Below are 18894 nucleotides of genomic sequence, written 5' to 3' on the forward strand. Positions count from 1 at the left end.
AGGATGACATTCATGCGCATACGCTTTGGATTTGTTTCCCACACGTTGTCTCTGTGGGAGGCGGTCCCTGCTAAGACTTTAACATTTAAACGCTATTCCGCCATGACACAGGATGAGCGCAAGGATAAACTATTAGAGGTTACAGCTAAAAATTTATACCATACGAAGCGTGCACTCTGGTTTAGCAGGGCAGCTGAAATTCCGCTCTACCGATTCTCTTCATCAATTGTGCCTTTGGCCACTCATCCTAAAGTAGCCTGGGATTTCGTCACCCCTTTTAAAAAAGATTGGAAAGAGATCGGTGATCTTGTAAGAGCGGGTGGTCAGCGGATTAGCTTTCACCCAAATCAATTTACGGTATTCACAAGTGATAAGCCACACATTACAGAAAATGCAGTAACTGACATGGTATACCACTATAAGATGCTCAAAGCGATGGGTCTTGAAGAAGAAGGGTTCATCAACATCCATATTGGCGGAGCCTACGGGGATAAAACGTCTGCTTTAGACCGATTCCACCAAAACATTTATGAGATGCCAGATGAAGTCCGTAAACGGATGACAATTGAAAATGACGATAAAACGTATACGACCTCAGAGACGCTCGAAGCTGCTGAGCAAGCTGGTCTTCCTGTTATGTTTGACTACCACCATGAAATGGCGAACCCTGGTGCGGAGGATTATGAATCTCTCCTCCCTCGTTTGTTTCAGACCTGGTCAGGTACTGGCTATCCGCCTAAAGTTCACATTTCTTCACCTAAATCAACTGAGAAGTACCGGGCTCATGCGGACTTCGTTGATCCAGAATATGCGCTTCCGTTTTTAAAAGCATGTAAGAAAGAAACCGACGTTCTTGATGTAATGATTGAAGCAAAAGAAAAAGATCGCGCCCTCCTCCAGATTGTGGAGGATTTAAGCGCGATCCGTGGTGTGAAACGTGTGCGTGGTGGTGAAATTGAGTTTTAATTATTTGAACCAAGATTCAATTAATGGACTTACCTGCTCGTAGGCTTTAAAGCCCAGGTAAATGCCTACAATACCCGTTACACCTGCTAAAGCCGGTGGCGCTGGAATGGGTAGTTTAAAAAGAGCAAATATAAAGCCAACTAAAAATCCTGTAATAATGGAAAGAAGAATTACTTTCATAAAGATGTGCCCCTTTGTTGTTATAGGTTGGTTTTAGTATAGTCTTTTTTTAAGTTTGTTATCAAGATGATTTATGTATCGTCATGTATGTTAAAAAAGGGATCTTCATGGAGAAGATCCCTTTTTCTATACACTTACATTCTTTCTGGAGCGGATACCCCAATTAGTTTCAGTGCGTTTTCGATTGTTTGACGAGTCGCTTCCATAAGCGCCATACGTGCTTGTGTGCGCTCTACTTGCTCTGTATCTAACACTTTCTCAGCGTTGTAGAAGCTGTGTAAGTCAGATGCTAAGTCGAATACATACTGCGTCACGCGGTGAGGCATGCGCTTCTCAGCAGAATCAGCCACTAGTTGTGGGAAGTCACCCAGACGCTTCAATAATGCTTCTTCTTTTTCTGAAGAAAGATGGGTGCCATCGATTTCTTGTGTGAATTCGAAGCCTTTCTCTTTTGCAGAACGAAGCATGCTGCAAATACGTGCGTGCGCGTACTGAACGTAGTAAACTGGGTTGTCGTTTGATTCAGACTTCGCTAAGTCCATATCAAAGTCAAGGTGAGAATCACTAGAACGCATGCTGAAGAAGTAACGCATGGCGTCGATTCCGACTTCATCCATAAGTTCACGTAGTGTGACAGCTTTACCTGTACGCTTACTCATCTTCACTTTCTCACCATTTTGGAACAGGTTCACCATTTGGATGATTTCCACTTCAAGTGTACCCTCATCATTACCAAGCGCTTGGATCGCCGCTTTCATACGCGGGATATATCCATGGTGGTCTGCTCCCCAAATGTTAATGAGCGTTTCGTAGCCACGCTCTAATTTGTTTTGGTGGTAAGCGATGTCTGGCGTCAGGTACGTGTAACTGCCGTCATTTTTAATAAGAACGCGGTCTTTATCATCACCAAAGTCAGTGGTGCGGAACCACGTAGCACCGTCTTGTTCGTAAACGTAGCCTTTTTCCTTTAGTGTCTCAACAGCTTGTTGGACTTTTCCAGAATCGTATAGAGATGTTTCAGAGAACCACTCATCGAACGGAACGCGGTACATCGCTAAGTCGTCTTCGATTTTCTTTAGTTCATATTTTAACCCGTATTCGCGGAAGAACTTCAGACGCTCTTCTTCTGATGTGTGCTTCCACTTGTCACCATATTCCTCTACAAGGCTATTACCAAGCTCGATGATGTCTTTCCCGTTGTACCCGTCTTCAGGCATTGGGAAATCTTCGCCAAGCGCCTGCATGTAGCGCGCTTCCATGGATGTAGCCAGGTTGTTGATCTGGTTACCGGCGTCGTTAATATAGTATTCACGAGTCACGTTGTATCCTGCTTTGTCTAAGATGTTGCAAAGCGTGTCCCCTACAGATGCGCCACGCGCGTGGCCAAGGTGAAGGTCACCTGTTGGGTTTGCTGATACAAACTCAACTTGAATCTTGTGGCCGTTGCCAACCTGACTAGAACCATAGCTTTCGCCTGCTTTCAGGATGGTTGGGACAAGGTCTGTCAGGTACTGATTGTCCATAAAGAAGTTTATGAAACCAGGACCTGCAATCTCCATTTGTTTAATGGATGCTTTCGATTGGTCAAAATTCGCCACAATATCTTCCGCGATTTGACGTGGCGCTTTACGTGCAACACGAGCTAGCTGCATCGCCATGTTCGTCGCATAGTCGCCGTGACTCTTATCTTTTGGCGTTTCTAATACAACAGGGGGTAATTCACTTTCACTTGCTAATTCGGCTTTCAATACGGCTTGAATAATCTCATTCTTTAACTTTTGTTCCGTCTGTTCAACAATATTCATGATTGGCCCTCCTCTTTGAATCGTAAGGATAAACGATGACGTTGTTTCTGTTGTCCGTTCACTTCTAAGTCGTAATTTATTTTCAGCATGCCCTTCAAGACGTCTTTAGATTCTTGGAAGGATATCGTTTTCGTTGTCGTTTGCAGATGAAACTTTCCGTACTGGTGGTGATACACACTTTCGGTACTTTGTTTCTCACGGAATACCTGATTCATTCGTACAGGACCCGTCCGACGAATGATGACTTTGTCCGGGTGAATCGTTACAAGGTTATCCACTTTCGTCTCATCCTCTGTCTTCTCTGTGAAACGAATAATGTGAGTATCCCCTTTCTGAACATAATCCCCGGGCTCGTCTACAACAATGTTTTGCTTCTGATCTTCATCTTTAATCTCTGTCTCTAGTCGAACACGTACAAGAGTACGATCCTCCGCCATCATACGTCACCTCTTCTTTCTAACCAGTCGTCAATCCCGATCTTCTTAACTTAACCATTATAAGAATTCCAGACGAAAAACTCAATAGATGATTACTAGAAAAGCGCAGGGGGCTTGCCCAGAGGCGTACGGATAAGACAGCTTTTTGGAAAAGGCGTTAGCCTTTGGATAAAAGATGACTTATCTCGCTAGCCTCTAGCCCCCGGAGCTAGATCCAGAAAAGCGCAGGCGGGGTGGTCAAGGGCGTACGGATAAGCAAGCTACTGGAAGTCTGCGCAGCAGACTGGAAGTAGATTGCTTATCACGCTAGCCCTTCCCTGCCGGAGCTGGATCCAGAAAAGCGCAGGCGGGGTGGTCAAGGGCGTACGGATAAGCGAGCTACTGGAAGTCTGCGCAGCAGACTGGAAGTAGATTGCTTATCACGCTAGCCCTTCCCCGCCGGAGCTAGATCTAGCTAGAAAAGCGCAGGGGGCTTGCCCAGAGGCGTACGGATAAGACAGCTTTTTGGAAAAGGCGTTAGCCTTTGGAAAAAAGATGACTTATCTCGCTAGCCTCTAGCCCCCGGAGCTAGATCTAGAAAAGCGCAGGCGGGGTGGTTAGGGCCGTACGGATAAGCGAGCTACTGTAGGTCTGCGTAGCAGACTGGAAGTAGATTGCTTATCTCGCTAGGCCCTCCCCGCCGGAGCTGGATCCAGAAAAGCGCAGGGGGACGGAGTCTGGACACTTTTGTCGCACGTCCTGACATTTTCGCCTTTTGTCCAGACACTACCTACTCCCGTTCCGACACTTCCGCCTTTTGTCCGGCCACTATCCACGCGCATCCTGACACTTTCACATCTTGTCCTGACGCAATCTCCTCGCCTCCAGACACTCTGCGCTACCGTCGAGACACTTTCCCCCAGCGTCTCGACGCTCTCCCCACAAGAAAACTGTTCAATAAAAAAAGACCCGGCATCAGCGAGTCTTCCACAGTAAAAGTTGCATATTATAATCTCTTCAGTTCACTTAACGGAATTCTAGCAAATAAATAATGTCCCTGCCTGATAAAAGCTTGGTGAGATTTTGTAAGAAGTTCTTTATCTTTCTTCGCTTTACCTAAGTAATAATTCTGGAACGGGCTTCGGTCTTCAATCGGTTCGAGTATATCGATCGCGGTTTGAATATCACCTTTGGCGATTGCTAAGTGAGCTTGTTCAGATGGATCATTTGTTGTAATCCCTTCGTGAATTCCATTTAATGCTGAAACGAAAGGAATGTTATGATTTTTTATACTTTCAAGATAGCGCGTGTCGCCAGATTCTTCGGCAATACGCAACGATTCATTCACATGATACATGGCTTGTTGATAGCTATCGAGAGCATAACTAATAGCTAATAAGTTGTGAACAAAGGACTTCTTCCTTTGATTAAAGGTCTTATTTAATAACCTAAATGCATATTTCCGACCTAACAGCAGTTCATTCTTAGAAAAATGGTAAACGAAAAAGGCTTCATCCAATCGTTCCTCATAACAAAGTAGTAAAAAGGAATCACGGACTTGTGCCATTTCCTTTGCAATAGCCTCGACATCGTTCCCCACCTTGCCATACTGGTTTAAGTCTACATGAGCATACAATTTTAAGAACAGCATAATAACATGAATCTCTTTACTGAGGGGTTTGATTCGATCTAGCTCCATCAGTATTTCATTAGGATCGTTATAAAGTGTTTTTCGTTCTAATACGATCTTATAAATCTTTCCCCATTGCTGGTTCAAAGGATTTGAGCTGGATTCGTTAATTTTAATGAGCCTCCCACAATCCTCGTGAGACCCTATAATATACAGAAACTCTAACCCTTTGCGCTGGTTTTCTTCACTTTGTGACGTTAAACAAAAATACGTCAAGTATTCTAGCACTTGGGCTCTATCATACTGACGCGACAGAATCTTATATACAGCAAAAATCGGCGCCTCTTCCGGCTTCTGAAAAGGGCTAATAATGGCTTCTATATTTATACTCCCATCCACATCTCCACTTCCTTTATCGGCGTCTATCTTAGCTGTTGTTGCTTTTCGAATGTTTGCACAAAAACCATTTTTTCACAAATCGAACAGACTATCAAGAAAAAAGCGCACTTTATTACTGCATAGAACCACAGCGTGCCAGACACCCTTTATTACGGTGAAGTAAAGCAGGGTGTCTGGCACGCTTTAGTTAGGTATAGTTTTGATGCGAAAAATCCCCTTCTCTGTTTAGAGAAGGGGATTTTGTTTATTTGGTCCATCCGAGGAGGATTTCGCGAATCATTTTGCTTGCTGTGATTTGGGTTTGTTCAGAAGGGTCGTAGGCTGGTGCGACTTCTACAAGGTCTGCGCCGATTACATTAATGTCTGAATCTGCGATCATGTGAATGGCTTCTAGCAACTCTTTCGATGTAATGCCTCCTGCTTCTGCGGTTCCTGTTCCTGGTGCATGTGCCGGGTCGAGTACGTCGATATCAATCGTTACATACACGTTTCGGCCTGCGAGTGTTGGGATAACCTTCTTTAAAGGCTCCGCGACATCGAACTTCGCCATGTGCATGCCGCTTTCTTTTGCATACTGGAATTCTTCACGCATTCCTGAGCGAATTCCAAATGAATACACATTCTCAGGACCTATTAAATTACAAATTTTTCGTACAGGGGTGGAGTGAGATAGAGCTTCTCCCTCGTACTCTTCGCGAAGATCCGCATGTGCATCAATGTGGATCAAGGCCATGTCGTTGTACTTTTTGTGAACGGCTTGAATGATCGGCCACGTTACAAGGTGCTCTCCACCCATACCGAGTGGGAATTTCCCTTGATCGAGAATCTGGGTCACATAGTCCTGAATCATATCCAGGCTACGTTGTGGATTCCCAAATGGCAACGGAATGTCGCCAGCATCAAAGTACGTGACCTCTTCTAGATGCTTATCGACATAGGGGCTATATTCTTCCAAACCAAGTGATGCTTCACGGATTCGGTTCGGACCGAAGCGGGAGCCTGGACGAAAGCTAACCGTCCAGTCCATTGGCATGCCATATAAAATAACGTCCGACTCTTCAGCTGTTGGTCGGCTCATAATAAATACTTTACCTGAATAGGCTTCGTCAAAGCGCATCGTATCTCCCCTTTATTTAGTTAAGTCTTGGACGAACTTCGGAAGCACGAATGCCGCTTTGTGAAGCTCTTTTGTATAATATTTTGTATCGATTTCGTGGAAGCGCTGATCGCTCACTTCTAATGGATCGTACGTTTTACTTCCTATTGTAAATGTCCATAATCCGCTTGGATACGTTGGAATATTAGCCGTGTATAGACGAGTAACTGGGAAGATTTCACGAACATCACCCATAACCTGCTGGATTAAGTCAGCTTTAAACCAAGGGTTGTCCGTTTGCGCAACAAAGATTCCGTCTTCTTTTAGTGCATTTGAAATGCCTGAGTAGAATCCTTTCGTGAATAAGTTCACCGCAGGTCCAACTGGTTCTGTTGAATCTACCATAATCACGTCATAAGCTCCCTCACTCTTCGCAATGTGCATAAACCCGTCATCTACTTTTACTTCCACACGGGGATCATCAAGCGCGCCTGCAATCGACGGCAGGTACTGTTTCGAGTATTCGATTACTTTGCCATCGATCTCTACGAGTGTTGCTTTCTCAACACTTGGGTGCTTCAGCACTTCACGAATCACTCCGCCGTCGCCTCCACCTACAACCAAAACATGCTTAGGATTTGGGTGAGTAAATAACGGTACGTGTGCCACCATTTCGTGATAGACGAACTCATCTCGTTCCGTTGTCATCACCATATCATCAAGGGTCAGCATGTTTCCCCACTCTTCTGTCTCTAGCATTGCTAAATCTTGAAATTCTGTCTTTTCTGTATGGTGCGTTTTATTAATCTTCGCTGTGATGCCGAAGTTTTCAGTTTGCTTCTCTGTATACCAAATACTCATGTATTCATACTCCCTTCGCAAATCGCGTTGTCTTTTTTTATAAAAGTTCGATTATGAAAATGTCCCTAACATTATACCATTCGATGCGGCTTCCATTTGTACCTTCTTCATTGTTATCTTGCACGGATGAAAACCTTTCAAACAATCAAATTATAGAGAAGCCCGGGAAAAAATCAAGTCTTTTTTTCCTTGTCTTTCAAGCGAATGTTTAAAACCCTCTCCTCTAACCCATACTGATTGTACTAATAGGTTCGTCTATTTATAAGGGGAGATCGTTCCATGAAACTACGAATACCTCACATTTTATATGAAAATAAACCATTGAAGTGGATTAGTTTAACGACTGCATCCCTTATTACGCTTTTTATTACAAGTTTAATAGGGGTTCTTTTGTATTGCTATATAGCAGGCCCTCCACTATTAAAAAATGATCAGAATACGATTTTTTACGCCCAGGATAAAAGTGTGATTGGAGAAGAACATGGCGGTGAGAATCGCTATTGGGTTGAGCTTGAGGAAATGAGCCCTGCTTTTATTTCAGCCACCCTTTTAACAGAAGATAAGCGTTTTTACGATCACTTTGGATTTGACGTGAAGCGAATCGTAGCGGCTGTCATTCAGGATATAAAAGCTATGGCGAAGGTTCAAGGGGCCAGCACAATTACACAACAATATGCCAGGAACTTGTACTTATCACACGAAAAAACATGGACTCGTAAAATTAAAGAGGCACTCTATGCAGCTCGTTTAGAAATGTTTTATGAGAAAGATAAAATTTTAGAAGGTTACTTAAACACGATTTACTACGGTCACGGGGCTTACGGGATTGAGGCCGCTAGCCGGTACTATTTCGACAAACACGCTGATGAAATTAATTTAGCTGAAGCAGCTCTTCTGACATCCATTCCGAAGGGGCCTTCCTACTATTCTCCATATGCAAATCTCGAGAATGCGAAAGCAAGGCAGTCTTTGATTTTACATCATATGAAGGAAAACAATGTGATCACGGAAGACCAATATATGACGGCTTCCCAACAAACCATCAAGTTAGCTCCTCAATCCGAGACGGTTGTCGCTGAAGTGGCTCCTTATTTTCAAGATCGTGTCATGCAAGAGGCGACCAGAATACTTGATCTAGACACTGAGTCAATTCGGTCTGGTGGCTATCATATCTATACAAGCTTGAAAATTCCGATGCAGGAAGAATTAGAAAAAACGGTTGAAGAAAAAATAGATCCTAAATCAGACATTCAAATCGGCGCTGTCAGTATTAATCCAGAAACAGGCGGGATTCTTGCGATGGTCGGGGGGCGCTCTTATACAGACAGCCCTTACAATCGAGCCGTTCAAGCCAAGCGAATGCCTGGGTCTACCTTTAAACCATTCCTCTACTATGCAGCACTTGAAAACGGCTATACACCTGCAACAACATTGCTAAGTAAACCGACGTACTTTGAACTAGAGGATGGGACCGTTTACGAGCCTAGTAACTACAACGGCTACTATGCCTATGAACCCATTACATTAGCTCAGGCTATTGCTCTTTCAGATAACGTATATGCGGTTAAAACGAATGTGTTTCTTGGTGAAGAGACACTCGTCGAGACAGCAGAACGTATGGGAATCTCAAGTGATCTTCCAGCTGTTCCTTCCCTTGCACTTGGTACCGCTTCTGTATCTGTGCAAGAAATGGTTGGGGCATACAGCTTATTCGCCAATGGTGGCGTTGAAGTCAAGCCACATACTATTGAGAAGATCACGGACTCTTATGGACATGTTGTTTATGAACGCAAGAAGGGAAATGAAAAGCAAGTCATCGACCGGGATAAAGCGTTTGTGTTAGCTCATCTGATGACAGGGATGTTTGATGAATCGCTGAATGATTATATGACCGTAACTGGTTCTTCCATTGCCAATCAGTTAACTCGTACGTATGCAGGGAAATCGGGGACGACCAACACAGATAGTTGGATGATTGGATTCAGTCCTCAAGTAGCAACAGGTATTTGGACAGGCTACGATGAGAATAAACCAATCGTGAAGACAGTTGATCACGAGTACGCCAAAGATATATGGGCTACTTATATGGAATCGGTCCACAAAGATCGTCCATACAAGACCTTCTCTCCTACAGATGGTGTAGTGGGTGTCTATATTGATCCAGATAGTGGTCAGTTAGCTACACCGTATTGCCCGCATCAACGTCTCGCTTATTTCGAGGAAGGGTCTGAGCCAACGACGTATTGTGAACATCACTTCCCAGGGGATGCTCCTGAAGGAAGCTTACCGAATCCGCCAGACTCTAAAGAAGAGAAAGAAAAGAAGAGTTGGCTTTACGATTTATTCTTTTAATATAGAAAAAGGTCGGCTGTGTGGGCCGACCTTTTTCTGTGTCCTAATAAACATGTGTGGTATCCATGTGATTCATATTTTACAAATTTCTATCAAAATACTCAAGATTTTCAATCATTATTCAAATTCTATTCACAAATTTTACTGTTCAGCAGGAAGAGCAGCCTTTAATTCATCGGAAGAATTTGCCCACATATCCGCATTGTGAGAACGTAAAAAGTCTACCAGTATTTTCTTTGATGGATCATCCATGTTCTCTACGATAATTTTTCCTTTTAACGATTTATCCATATTGTTAACGTGCTCCGGAAGCGACTTATAGCCACGTCGTGTCTCATGATCAATGACCATTTCACAGCCGGTCACACCAGCATAATAAGGTCCGTTCTCGTTATGATCAACTGTAACCCAGACAATCCAGAACGTCTTCCCGTTAGGAGCGATCTCACGGTCTGGCTTAAATTTGATTCTTCTCTCAAGCTTACTACGTGCGTGCATAGCACCCATATCAATGTAAGCCTCTCCCTCATTTGGATCGATCATAACAGGCGACATGTTCTCTAAACTTACCGACCCAACACCGTAACCACCATGACCATCCGTAGAGTCATCCTTTAAAATCGTAAACTGATTCTTCTTCTTGTTATTAGACTGATCATTTGAACTCATCACGTGATCCTCCTTCTTACACGAAATCATTTATTCCCTTATTCTAACACATCCACCCACTCCCCATCACCTCCCACAGCCAAAGCAACACACTAAAGCAACAAAGCGTGCCAGGCACCCAGCACTTCACTAAAGCGTTGAAGGGCGCCTGACACGTATCACTGCACTAGAGCACTAAAGGGTGTCAGACACCCTTTAGTGCTCTAGTGCATAAAAAAAGACCCTTGCGGTGGCAAGGGTTTGATTAGTTGAGAAGTCGGTCGATGAAGCTCCAGGCTTGTTGGAGTTCGTCGTCTGTATAATTCATCTTTTTCTTTACGGCTCTGACTTTTTCTTCACATTCATCGCGCGAGAGTTGATCAAAGTAAAGCATCGTTGAAACGAGCTCTAAAAAACGCGAGCTTTCTTCGTTCATATTGTGGATGTGTTCGGTCATGTCCTTGAAAGGCATGTCCTCGTAGTGAGTTAAAAATTCTTCTCCACCCTCAGTTAAGCTGTAACGGTATTGATGGTAGTTGCTCTTCTTCTCATGTGTCTCTGATAAGAAACCAAGGTTACACAACTCCTCCACGCGTAGCGTAAGTTCCTCGGAATACGGTCCGTAGAAATGGAACTCATAGCGCTCTTCGAACGGATACCCTGCCTTCTTTAAAATATAGATCATTTTCTGTAGTCGTTTACGGCCGACAACTTCTTCACATTGTGAAAAAAACCGAACCAGCTTGGCGTGATTATTTAACACAACGGCTCATCTCCTATCCGTACAAGATTTCCAAAATACGTTTCTTCGTTTTACTCCGATTGGATAACCCTTCAATAAGATCTTTAGGGAAATATAGCTTGTGATCTGTACGTTTCTTTCCTGAAATGGATTCTACGATGTCTGACTGTCTTGACAACTCTTTTAATTCACCGTTTGGTCGCAATAAGTGAATCGGTAAACGTTCGCCTTCTTCCCCAGGACGATAAAAGTCATAAGGAAGGTCCGACGAGGAGTCTACTACGAGATAGTAGTCAGGATCAATCCCTGCTTTTTGGAAAAGCTTATGCAATTCCATCCATTCACTCATTTGCTGGTTTGGATTGAATTCAACGTATTTGAATAAATGACGATCCACAAAGCGTTTACACAGATCGCTTAAAACCGGGTCTATCTCATCTTTCCAAATTTGGAAGTAATACATGACAACATTTTCATCTAACTTTAAATAATCCTGAAGGTCCACTTCACCCGCAAAAAAGGACGTAAAGTGATACGGTTCAAGATAGAACGAGTATTGATTCTCATACAATTCTTTCGCTCTATGTAAAATCTTCGTGAGGATAACTTCCGCACTTCTTGTTACAGGGTGGAAGTATACTTGCCAATACATCTGATAGCGGCTCATTATATAATCTTCGACAGCGTGCATGCCACTTTCCTTCACAACGACCTGATCTTCCATCGGTCGCATCACACGAAGTATACGCTCCATATCAAAGTGACCGTAGCTTACTCCAGTAAAATACGCATCTCGCTGAAGATAATCCATCCGATCAGCATCAATCTGACTCGAAATTAAACTAACAACAAGCTTATTCTCATACGTTTTGTTGATGACTTCTGCTACTTTATGGGGAAAATTGTCATCCACTCTTCTTAATATGGCGTTTACCCCAGTGTCTCCAAGGATAATCTTTCTTGTAAAATCTTCATGATCAAGCTTAAATACTTTCTCAAAGCTATGGGAAAATGGGCCATGACCCAAGTCATGGAGAAGCGCTGCAGCCAGACATAGTAAGCGTTCATCTTCATTCCAATTTGGTCGGTTTTCAAAATTATTAATGATACGGCGAACGATTTCATAAACCCCTAGTGAATGATTAAAGCGACTATGTTCGGCCCCGTGGAAGGTTGTATAGGACGTCCCGAGTTGCTTCACTCGTCGAAGGCGCTGGAATTCCGGAGTCCCAATCAGGTCCCAGATGACGCGATCTCGAACGTGTACATACCGATGAACAGGGTCTTTAAATACTTTTTCTTCGTGTAATTTTTCGTCTTTATACGCCATAACATTCTGCCCTTCCTATTCCCGACAATATTTGTTCTATTATATACGATAATTTCCAATTCATAAAGCATTCTGGCGATCTTTTGTCCTCTACCCATTTTAGATGGTAGCTCCACCATGAACAACCCCGCAATATGTCAAATCGATATATTTATGAGGAGAGGCCGTTACGTTTGTTGAGTGCTTGGGGTGTCTGGGGCACGACTCGCTTTCCGCGGGCGAGCTGTCGAGCCTCCTCGGGAAACCCACCCTGCGGGGTCTCGTCGACCTCTTTCTCCCGCAGGAGTCTCCCCGTCCCCCAGACACCCCTGGCTATAGTTATACGAACGGCCCCGCATCTTCAGGGTGGTAAGAGTTGCGGGATTTCCAAATATGGTATGTTTCCGTTATCCCCATATATGGCAAGGTGGTTCGGGAAATTGCGAGACTCCTGCGGCAGTAGGAGCCTAGGGGAGACCCCGCAGAGAGCGCTAGCGAACGAGGAGGCTTCCCAAAAAGAAAGGAGAAGTTCGACTAAGATCGTCACGTCCTGTGACAACGTCGAACGACCCCACATCGTGTGGGGCCGCGGAAAGCGAGTGATTTCCCGAACCACCTACGCTCAGGTCATATTCTCTCGATGACTGTCCTATTCTTGATGATGCATGTGGGTGGATTTTTGGTATAATAGGTCTGTTAGTTTAGCACGTAAAGGAGACCGATCATGCAAGAGATTCATGAACTACTACAAACCAACTCCTATCGATTTATAGATCAAAGTGAGCTCGGGCCGACTTTTTCTGCGCTTCAGTCGTTCGCAACGGATGATGCGTTAGCTATGAGTGTTGGTCAGGGGCGTTCGCCGGTGACAGCTCGTTTGTGGGTGCATCACCAAACGGTTGTATTGGGAATTCCTGATGCTCGCCTTCCTTCCATTGACGAAGGATTGAGTTTCTTAAGTGAAAAAGGATACCAAGCGATTGTCAGAAATTCAGGCGGTTTAGCGGTCGCACTTGATGCAGGTGTTCTCAACCTTTCTTTTATCTTCCCTGATGCGAAGCAGGTTGATATTCACGACGGTTATGAAGCTATGGTTTCATTTATTCAGAAGCTATTTGAAGAAGAAGGGTTCCCAATTGAGGCTTTTGAAGTCAAAGGTTCCTACTGCCCTGGTACGTATGATTTAAGTATTAATGGTAAGAAATTTGCTGGCATCTCTCAGAGGCGTGTCAAAAACGGCAGCGCTGTCCAGATCTATTTATGTGTAGAAGGAAGCGGTTCTGATCGAGCAGAACTGATTCGTCAGTTTTATGACATTGGCATAAACGATCAAGAGACCACATTTGATTATCCTACCATCAAACCTGAAACGATGGCTTCCCTGTCTGAATTATTCGGGAAAGAGCTCACCGTTCAAGATGTACGAAATCGAATTCTTTACCTTCTCTATAACTTAAGCGGTCACGTCGATACTAGTCCCTTAGATGATACTGAGATGGGCTGGTTTGATAAACGGTTTGATCAAATGGTTGCCCGTAATGAGAAAGCACTGCGCTCCCTTAAATAAGGAATCGCAGTGCTTTTTTCTGATAGGAGGGTTTGGTGTGTTTCCGTTGCCGGGCGGAGTGGAAGGTGGTCCGAGAAAACACTCGCTTTCCGCGGCGAGCTGGGAAGCCTCCTCGTTCGCATTCGCTCTCTGTGGGGTCTCCCCTAGGCTCCTACTGCCGCAGGAGTCTCGCGTTTTCTCGGACCACCTTTGCCATATTAGCAGGAACGGAAACATCATCTCCTCCGACCCCCTAAAGTAAATAAAAAGAGGAAACCATGATGGCTTCCTCTTTCAGGGATAAATCTTAGCTTATAGAGACTGTGCTGCTGTGATTAGGGAAAGCTTGTACACATCGTCTGCGCTACAGCCGCGGGATAGGTCGTTTACGGGTTGGTTTAGTCCTTGAAGAACTGGCCCAACTGCGTCGAATCCGCCCATGCGCTGTGCGATTTTGTAACCAATGTTCCCTGCTTCTAAGCTTGGGAATACAAATACGTTTGCGTCTCCGTTAAGCTCAGAACCTGGTGCTTTCTTTTCTGCTACAGATGGAACAAATGCAGCGTCGAATTGGAATTCGCCATCAAGTGTAAGCTCAGGGTTTTGTTCTTTCGCGATTTTTACGGCTTCCGTCACTTTTTCCGTTTCCGGAGATTGCGCAGAACCTTTTGTTGAGAAGCTAAGCATCGCAACACGTGGGTCGATGTCGAATAGTTTCGCAGTGTCCGCACTTGCTAGAGCGATCTCTGCTAGATCCTGACTGTCAGGAGAGATATTGATTGCACAGTCAGCAAAAGCGTACTTCTCTTCGTCTTTTACCATAATGAAGATTCCAGATGTTTTCTTTATGCCTGGTTTAGTCTTGATAATCTGAAGAGCTGGGCGTACTGTATCTGCAGTAGAGTGAGCTGCGCCACTTACAAGGCCATCTGCTTCTCCCATGTAAACAAGCATTGTACCGAAGTAATTCTCATCTTTAAGAATCTCGCGCGCTTTCTCCTCTGTCGCTTTTCCTTTACGACGTTCAACGAAGCTCGCTACCATTGCGTCAAATTCGCTATAATTGTTTGGATCTAAAATGTCAGCACTTCCAAGATCCAAGTTTAAATCTGAAGCCTTCTGTTTCAATTCATCAGGGTTTCCTACTAGTACAGGTGTAACTGCACCTTCTTGAGCGAGCTTAGATGCCGCTTCTAAAATACGCTCATCAGAACCCTCTGGAAGCACGATACGCTTCGTTGTATTTGATAATTTATCTCGTAAAGAGTCGAACAGGTTACTCATAATGTTATCCCTCCAAGTTCATATCTGTACTATATGATAAATCTTTTTGTGTGCAATTGAAAGGAAAGAGGAAACCATATTAAAATTTCTTTATTTTCAGACGAATGCACTCTTAAACCCAACCCCACACACCTGCTATCTTCAGCGTTTCCAAATTGTAAAGAAGTTATGTTATAGTAAAAAACGGAAGAAAAAAATCATTAATTCATTTATATAAAGGAGAGAGTGTCCATGCCAGAAGCAGTTGAAACCTTAGACGGTTGGTATTGTTTACATGACCTTCGTTCTATTGATTGGACGTCTTGGAAGCACGCATCAAGCGACGAGCGGGAGTCTGCTATCCATGAATTCCACCAACTTTTAGAAAAGTGGAACCAAACGGAACAGAATAAAGAAGGAAGTCACGCTCTTTACACCGTTGTAGGCCAAAAAGCTGATTTCATCTTAATGATCTTACGCCCGACAATGGAAGAATTAAATGCGATTGAAACAGAATTTAATAAAACAAAACTAGCTGAATATACAGTTCCTTCTTATTCTTACGTCTCCGTAGTGGAATTATCCACCTATATGGCAAGAGGAAAAGACCCTGAAACCGATCCTGAAATCCAAGCTCGCTTGAAGCCAATCCTTCCAAAATGGGAGTACATTTGCTTCTATCCAATGGACAAGCGTCGTGATGGTGACGACAACTGGTACATGCTTCCAATGGAAGACCGCGGAAAACTTATGTATTCCCACGGTATGATAGGCAGAAAGTATGCCGGCAAAGTCCGTCAGATCATTACGGGTTCAGTCGGCTTTGACGATTGGGAATGGGGCGTAACGTTATTCGCTCACGACGTTCTTCAATTTAAGAAACTTGTATACGAGATGCGCTTTGATGAAGTAAGTGCCCGTTACGGAGAATTCGGTTCCTTCTATGTAGGTAACCTTCTGAAACAAGACGAGATCGATTCGTTCTTAGCCATTTAACGATCTTCTCATTAAACGATCGCGAAAGTGTTAAACAACACCTTTCGCGATCGTTTTTTATTTGCTCAAGTATCTTGTCAGGCGTGAGACCAAACCAGTCAGAGAAACTCGAAACCCACATGCAACTCTCTCTAAGCATCCCCCATTCTTTTGTTCATATCTATCTTCACCATTACATAAACATGTTTCTAAGAGGATTGTGAGATTTTCAGATCACAAGAAACAAATCCTCACGTCTGGTCATACGCTTACTTCATATATTTTTTCTTATTGAAACAAGTAAGTTTACGACCGTCGTTCCTCATAGGCGACCCAAAGAAATTAACCGGAACGACAAAATGGTGTGTAAAAGTCAGGGGGATTTGAAGCAATTCATAAAATCTTTTCTATCAACGGGGTCGTGGAGAATGATACTTATCACTGAAAGGAGTGCAGGCTTACATGGCTAATCAAAAGCAAGGCGGTTCTTATGGTTCAGGTCAGGGTGGTCAAGGCTCATATGGAGGCTACCCTATGCAAGGGGTGCAAGGGATGCAGGGAATGCAAGGAGGACAGCCGATGATGTACCCCTATTACCAAAATCAAAATCAGATGGGAATGGGGCAAATGCCTCAACAGCCAGGCGGGCAAAGTGGTCAACAGCTCCCCCCTTCACAAAACGGTGGGAACTTACCTCTTGAGCAAGAGTCCTATATTGAAAATATTCTGCGACTAAATAAAGGCAAGCTAGCTACCGTATATATGACATTTGAGAACAACGAAAACTGGAATGCCAAAATCTTTAAAGGCATCATTGAAGCAGCCGGCCGCGATCATATCATTCTAAGCGACCCAGAAACAGGCATGCGATACTTACTGCTAATGGTCTACCTGGATTACATCACATTCCCAGAAGAAATCAACTACGCCTACCCATTCGGAGGAAATTCAAGTAACAGACCAAGGTAAAAAGCGAAGGTGGATAAAGAGAAAACACTATCAAAGCCCTCACATCCATCACCGAAATTACACATATCCGTCTCGTTTAGAACCCTAAACAACAAAACGGCTGACCCTATATAGGGTCAGCCGCATTTTCTACTAAACGTAAAAGGAGCGTTTGCTATGAAACATCCGTCTCAAAAGTTCGCCCAGCTTCAATATTTGATGCTCGCCTTAGCAATCTTTATAGGCATCATTTCTCTCATGAAAGATGGGTGGTCCATTTTAACCTTATTGATGTTTTACACGCTTGCCTTTAGTTTTGTGTTTGAAGGAATGGCCCATTTTGCTCAAAGAAATACAGCCGTATTCATCGAGCAAGCTTTACGGGCAGCCATCATTTTACTATTCTCAACGATTCTCTATTTTTAAATGTAGCGGATAACAGCGTAACCAAGAATGATCCAACCGACTAAGAAGGCAACGCCTCCGAATGGTGTAATCATGGCGAATAACTTAATGGAGGATACACTATAAATGTACAAACTACCGGAGAACAATAGGATACCGATAAAGAAAGCCCATCCAGCAGACGCAATATTTCCGGTAACTTTGGTAAATAAGAGCCCAACGACTAACAATGCCATCGTATGGAACATTTGATAGTTGACTGCCTTCTCCCATGTCTTAATCATTTTCTCCGAAATCCGACCCTCAAGGCCATGAGCTCCAAAGGCCCCTAGCGCTACTGCAAGAAAACCGTTAATGACACCTAAAAGTAAAAAAACTTTCATGTTCCTCTCCCCCTATTTCCTATTAAAAATCAAATAACGAGCTCCCGTTCGCCTCTTCATGATCTATTTCTGGTTCTGGTTTTGGCGCAGCCTTTGGTGACTCCACCGTTCTTTGTGGTTGTACGTATGGTTGCGGGGGTGCTTGAGTGTAAGAAGCAGACCCTTGTTCATCTAATATTAAATCACTAAGCAGTTTAACCGCTCGAACATGTTCTTTAACCTTCTCTGGATTTCGTTGCCCAAGACTTGCTTCTTGAACCTCTTTCATCATTTTCTGCAAAATTTGATCATATGAAACGGACATACCGTTGCCTCCTTGCACGTTCTATTTCTAGTTATTATGTGCTTGTTTCTCTCAAAAAAGTATAACACGGATTCCTTTTATTCTCTCTACCTGTCACAAATTCTCCAAGGTACCTCTAATAAAATCTAGGCTCTGTGGGGCCGTTGCGCTTATAAGTGCTAGGGCAGGCTTGGGGACCACTCGCTTTCCTGCGGGGAGCTGGGAAGCCTCCTCAATCGCTACGCGCTTTCCGGGGTCTCCCCTAGGCTCCTTATCCCGCGGGAGTCTCGCAGCCCCCAAGCCTGCCCTGACGTTTATTGGTTGAACGCCCCCTCAGGACGGGTGCATTAAAGCCCCGCCTACCAAATGTGTCTCACTCCCGTCTTTCACCATTCAGCGAAGGAGGAGGCTCGAAAAGGAAAGGAGAAGTTCGACTAAGATCGTCACGACAATAGCCAACGTCAAACGATCCCGCGTCGTCTGAGACCGAGGAAAGCGATTGATTTCCAGGACCACCTTATTCTCAATTTGATACACACAAAGCGTTAGCAGAGCTAAAGTCTAAGCATTGAGCCCTCATGATGAGATATTTTGTCATATTTCCGGGGAAATACGGGAGTGTTGGCATGAGAGGTCGAATTTATTTTTTTGAATCGCTTGCTCTTCTATGAGCAAATGGTCTATTCC

The 18894-nt window shown here is 43.9% G+C and carries 18 protein-coding genes; 6 read left to right on the forward strand and 12 right to left on the reverse strand.

Going from position 1 to position 18894, the window contains the following annotated elements; all coding sequences use genetic code 11:
* Window positions 1–12 precede the first annotated feature (12 nt).
* Window positions 13–966, forward strand: a complete 954-nt coding sequence (gene uvsE, locus IMZ31_RS17720; protein WP_207528564.1) for a UV DNA damage repair endonuclease UvsE — start codon at window positions 13–15, stop codon at window positions 964–966.
* Here uvsE and IMZ31_RS17725 read toward each other — a convergent pair whose 3' ends face one another.
* From IMZ31_RS17725 to speE, 6 genes are all read right to left on the reverse strand, one after another.
* Window positions 967–1146 (reverse strand): XapX domain-containing protein, encoded by a 180-nt coding sequence (locus IMZ31_RS17725; RefSeq protein WP_207528565.1) that lies wholly within the window; start codon window positions 1144–1146, stop codon window positions 967–969.
* 134 nt (window positions 1147–1280) lie between these two features.
* Window positions 1281–2951, reverse strand: coding sequence for an arginine--tRNA ligase (gene argS, locus IMZ31_RS17730; protein WP_207528566.1), 1671 nt, complete (start codon window positions 2949–2951; stop codon window positions 1281–1283).
* Entirely contained in the window at window positions 2948–3391 is a 444-nt protein-coding gene (locus IMZ31_RS17735) for a YwiB family protein (protein WP_207528567.1), read from the reverse strand. The genes argS and IMZ31_RS17735 overlap by 4 nt, the downstream gene beginning before the upstream one ends.
* 982 nt (window positions 3392–4373) lie before the next feature.
* Entirely contained in the window at window positions 4374–5396 is a 1023-nt protein-coding gene (locus IMZ31_RS17740) for an AimR family lysis-lysogeny pheromone receptor (protein ID WP_207528568.1), read from the reverse strand.
* Between the two features lie 244 nt (window positions 5397–5640).
* Window positions 5641–6513, reverse strand: a complete 873-nt coding sequence (gene speB / locus IMZ31_RS17745) for an agmatinase (RefSeq protein WP_207528569.1) — start codon at window positions 6511–6513, stop codon at window positions 5641–5643.
* A gap of 12 nt (window positions 6514–6525) precedes the next feature.
* On the reverse strand, window positions 6526–7353 hold the full coding sequence (gene speE, locus IMZ31_RS17750; protein WP_207528570.1) for a spermidine synthase: 828 nt from the start codon (window positions 7351–7353) through the stop codon (window positions 6526–6528).
* A gap of 279 nt (window positions 7354–7632) precedes the next feature.
* Between speE and IMZ31_RS17755 the strand changes: the two genes are divergently transcribed.
* Window positions 7633–9705, forward strand: a complete 2073-nt coding sequence (locus IMZ31_RS17755) for a transglycosylase domain-containing protein (RefSeq protein ID WP_207528571.1) — start codon at window positions 7633–7635, stop codon at window positions 9703–9705.
* A 141-nt stretch (window positions 9706–9846) separates the two neighbouring features.
* Here the strand turns inward: IMZ31_RS17755 and IMZ31_RS17760 are convergent, their stop codons facing one another.
* The 3 genes from IMZ31_RS17760 to IMZ31_RS17770 all read right to left on the reverse strand — a co-directional run bounded on the left by IMZ31_RS17760 (window position 9847) and on the right by IMZ31_RS17770 (window position 12425).
* Window positions 9847–10374: a YwhD family protein gene (locus tag IMZ31_RS17760; protein ID WP_207528572.1), complete on the reverse strand. Its 528-nt coding sequence runs from the start codon at window positions 10372–10374 to the stop codon at window positions 9847–9849.
* A 244-nt stretch (window positions 10375–10618) separates the two neighbouring features.
* On the reverse strand, window positions 10619–11116 hold the full coding sequence (locus IMZ31_RS17765; RefSeq protein ID WP_207528573.1) for a YwgA family protein: 498 nt from the start codon (window positions 11114–11116) through the stop codon (window positions 10619–10621).
* A 13-nt stretch (window positions 11117–11129) separates the two neighbouring features.
* Window positions 11130–12425: an HD domain-containing protein gene (locus IMZ31_RS17770; protein WP_207528574.1), complete on the reverse strand. Its 1296-nt coding sequence runs from the start codon at window positions 12423–12425 to the stop codon at window positions 11130–11132.
* Between the two features lie 703 nt (window positions 12426–13128).
* Here IMZ31_RS17770 and IMZ31_RS17775 point away from each other — a divergent pair.
* Window positions 13129–13971 (forward strand): lipoate--protein ligase family protein, encoded by an 843-nt coding sequence (locus tag IMZ31_RS17775; RefSeq protein WP_207528575.1) that lies wholly within the window; start codon window positions 13129–13131, stop codon window positions 13969–13971.
* 291 nt (window positions 13972–14262) lie between these two features.
* Here the strand turns inward: IMZ31_RS17775 and pta are convergent, their stop codons facing one another.
* Window positions 14263–15234: a phosphate acetyltransferase gene (gene pta / locus IMZ31_RS17780; RefSeq protein WP_207528576.1), complete on the reverse strand. Its 972-nt coding sequence runs from the start codon at window positions 15232–15234 to the stop codon at window positions 14263–14265.
* A 231-nt stretch (window positions 15235–15465) separates the two neighbouring features.
* Here pta and hemQ point away from each other — a divergent pair, with 231 nt between their 5' ends.
* The 3 genes from hemQ (at window position 15466) to IMZ31_RS17795 (ending at window position 17562) form a co-directional block, all read left to right on the forward strand.
* Window positions 15466–16209, forward strand: a complete 744-nt coding sequence (gene hemQ, locus IMZ31_RS17785) for a hydrogen peroxide-dependent heme synthase (protein WP_207528577.1) — start codon at window positions 15466–15468, stop codon at window positions 16207–16209.
* Window positions 16210–16650: 441 nt separating this feature from the next.
* The gene (gene gerQ, locus IMZ31_RS17790) at window positions 16651–17157 is read left to right on the forward strand and encodes a spore coat protein GerQ (RefSeq protein WP_371825462.1); all 507 of its coding nucleotides are present in this window, start codon (window positions 16651–16653) and stop codon (window positions 17155–17157) included.
* A gap of 156 nt (window positions 17158–17313) precedes the next feature.
* Window positions 17314–17562, forward strand: coding sequence for a hypothetical protein (locus IMZ31_RS17795; RefSeq protein ID WP_036780115.1), 249 nt, complete (start codon window positions 17314–17316; stop codon window positions 17560–17562).
* On the opposite strand, the gene IMZ31_RS17800 is transcribed toward IMZ31_RS17795, so the two are convergent.
* Both IMZ31_RS17800 and IMZ31_RS17805 read right to left on the reverse strand, forming a co-directional pair.
* Window positions 17559–17924 (reverse strand): DUF423 domain-containing protein, encoded by a 366-nt coding sequence (locus tag IMZ31_RS17800; protein WP_207528578.1) that lies wholly within the window; start codon window positions 17922–17924, stop codon window positions 17559–17561. The two genes, IMZ31_RS17795 and IMZ31_RS17800, sit on opposite strands and share 4 nt — an antisense overlap.
* A gap of 22 nt (window positions 17925–17946) precedes the next feature.
* A complete protein-coding gene (locus tag IMZ31_RS17805; RefSeq protein ID WP_207528579.1) occupies window positions 17947–18228 on the reverse strand; it encodes a YwdI family protein in 282 nt (93 codons plus the stop codon).
* Window positions 18229–18894: the final 666 nt, after the last annotated feature.

The sequence above is a fragment of the Pontibacillus sp. ALD_SL1 genome, assembly GCF_017355605.1.

What these genes read in the sequence shown, in the direction of transcription:
- uvsE (WP_207528564.1), top strand. Translation starts at nt 13, where the DNA reads ATGCGCATACGCTTTGGATTTGTTTCCCACACGTTGTCTCTGTGGGAG.
- IMZ31_RS17725 (WP_207528565.1), bottom strand. Translation starts at nt 1,146, where the DNA reads ATGAAAGTAATTCTTCTTTCCATTATTACAGGATTTTTAGTTGGCTTT.
- argS (WP_207528566.1), bottom strand. Translation starts at nt 2,951, where the DNA reads ATGAATATTGTTGAACAGACGGAACAAAAGTTAAAGAATGAGATTATT.
- IMZ31_RS17735 (WP_207528567.1), bottom strand. Translation starts at nt 3,391, where the DNA reads ATGATGGCGGAGGATCGTACTCTTGTACGTGTTCGACTAGAGACAGAG.
- speB (WP_207528569.1), bottom strand. Translation starts at nt 6,513, where the DNA reads ATGCGCTTTGACGAAGCCTATTCAGGTAAAGTATTTATTATGAGCCGA.
- speE (WP_207528570.1), bottom strand. Translation starts at nt 7,353, where the DNA reads ATGAGTATTTGGTATACAGAGAAGCAAACTGAAAACTTCGGCATCACA.
- IMZ31_RS17755 (WP_207528571.1), top strand. Translation starts at nt 7,633, where the DNA reads ATGAAACTACGAATACCTCACATTTTATATGAAAATAAACCATTGAAG.
- IMZ31_RS17760 (WP_207528572.1), bottom strand. Translation starts at nt 10,374, where the DNA reads ATGAGTTCAAATGATCAGTCTAATAACAAGAAGAAGAATCAGTTTACG.
- IMZ31_RS17770 (WP_207528574.1), bottom strand. Translation starts at nt 12,425, where the DNA reads ATGGCGTATAAAGACGAAAAATTACACGAAGAAAAAGTATTTAAAGAC.
- IMZ31_RS17775 (WP_207528575.1), top strand. Translation starts at nt 13,129, where the DNA reads ATGCAAGAGATTCATGAACTACTACAAACCAACTCCTATCGATTTATA.
- pta (WP_207528576.1), bottom strand. Translation starts at nt 15,234, where the DNA reads ATGAGTAACCTGTTCGACTCTTTACGAGATAAATTATCAAATACAACG.
- hemQ (WP_207528577.1), top strand. Translation starts at nt 15,466, where the DNA reads ATGCCAGAAGCAGTTGAAACCTTAGACGGTTGGTATTGTTTACATGAC.
- gerQ (WP_371825462.1), top strand. Translation starts at nt 16,651, where the DNA reads ATGGCTAATCAAAAGCAAGGCGGTTCTTATGGTTCAGGTCAGGGTGGT.
- IMZ31_RS17795 (WP_036780115.1), top strand. Translation starts at nt 17,314, where the DNA reads ATGAAACATCCGTCTCAAAAGTTCGCCCAGCTTCAATATTTGATGCTC.
- IMZ31_RS17800 (WP_207528578.1), bottom strand. Translation starts at nt 17,924, where the DNA reads ATGAAAGTTTTTTTACTTTTAGGTGTCATTAACGGTTTTCTTGCAGTA.
- IMZ31_RS17805 (WP_207528579.1), bottom strand. Translation starts at nt 18,228, where the DNA reads ATGTCCGTTTCATATGATCAAATTTTGCAGAAAATGATGAAAGAGGTT.